The 1312-nt window shown below is 33.3% G+C and carries 2 protein-coding genes; both read left to right on the top strand.

The genetic code is table 11. From position 1 onward, the window contains the following. Positions 1-378: 378 nt before the first annotated feature. On the top strand, positions 379-807 hold the full coding sequence (locus RYX56_RS21075; RefSeq protein WP_317123956.1) for a GNAT family N-acetyltransferase: 429 nt from the start codon (positions 379-381) through the stop codon (positions 805-807). 175 nt (positions 808-982) lie between these two features. Further along, positions 983-1312 (top strand): MepB family protein (locus tag RYX56_RS21070; protein ID WP_317123955.1); only part of this gene is annotated, 330 nt, incomplete at its 3' end.

Raw genomic sequence — 1312 nt, 5'->3', positions numbered from 1 at the left:
GGAGAGAATGCAAGAGGAGTTAAGTATTAAGAGCAGGTATTAGATTTTATGTTTTATGTTTTATTTACTATCAATTAGTTCAGCTGTTTTGTCACTCTTAATAGAGAGTGGGTCATTCTTATTTGCAATATTAGCTTTAGTACTTATATCTAATTCTAAGGTTGAAACAGCAAGCAATAAGTTCTTGAAATTTGCTGGAATTGTTACATACGTAATTTACTTTTCATGGTTTGGCTACAAAGTGGTTATGTGGTTATATACATATTTTGTTATCTAAGTAACTAATAGAGAGCGTTGATTTAGCAAAGTTCAGCTCTTTCCTTGTGCTAACTGGCAGGGTAAATCAACAAGAAGAGAATTTTTTGTGGAGGATAAATAATGATTAGAGCAGCAACGAAGCAGGATATACCGGGATTAGCGCAGTTAATGGGTGAATTGGGGTACCCGACTGATATTAATGAAATGGAATATAGATTGTCTAATATCCTTTCAAATAATGCCTATCAGACTTATGTATACGAAGAAGATGAAAAATTGCTAGGAATGATTGGAATGATTTTATGTTACCGTTTTGAAAAAAGTGAAAGTTATATAAGGGTGGTTGCTTTTGTTGTTAACTCTGAATTAAGAGGTAAAGGTATTGGTAGTATGCTATTAGAGGAAGCTGAGAACTGGGCTAAAAAACAAGGAGCGAAGATGGTGACTTTAAATAGTGGTAATCGGATTGAAAGAAACGATGCTCACCAGTATTACATTCGTAGAGGATTTGAAGGAAAAGCTACAGGATTTTATAAGCAATTGGATTAAAGTGTTTATTTCCTAATGGGTGCGATTGCTCAATAGAGGATAGTTGCTTCTCCTTGTTGACGTAACGAGCAGGGTAGCTCAATTACTTTATTTGGGTTTGGGTAAAGTGTTGAAATTAGAATAATATTAATTGATAGGTATTAATCAAGTAGTATAAAAATAAGGGGTAACAGTAGTGAATGAATTTTATAAGGCTTTAACATATGTAAATAAAAATTTTTATGAGCCAAATCACTTCATAATAAAAGCTATCCAAGAAGAAGCTCAAAATTCCGATTATGGGGCGGGCATATTTCAACTGAATTCGAAATCGATCAGATTTAGAGTCGCAAAGAAAACACCTACTAAGATAGGGCAGTTTGTTGCATTTTGGGAAAAAGATAGGAATCATAAAAACCAAGCCTTTACATATGATAAGGCGCCTGATTTATTGGTTATCAATACGTTTACTAGTAAGAATAATTTTGGACAGTTCGTTTTTCCAAAAGAAGTTCTTGCAAAACAA

This window comes from Alkalihalophilus lindianensis (assembly GCF_032843265.1).
GTDB classification, from domain to species: Bacteria; Bacillota; Bacilli; order Bacillales; family Bacillaceae_D; genus Alkalihalophilus; species Alkalihalophilus lindianensis.
Note: the sequence above shows the minus strand (reverse complement) of the source record. Positions and strands in the feature narration are given on the sequence as shown.

Excerpts from the sequence above, each read along its gene's own strand:
- RYX56_RS21075 (WP_317123956.1), top strand. The coding sequence starts at position 379 with ATGATTAGAGCAGCAACGAAGCAGGATATACCGGGATTAGCGCAGTTA.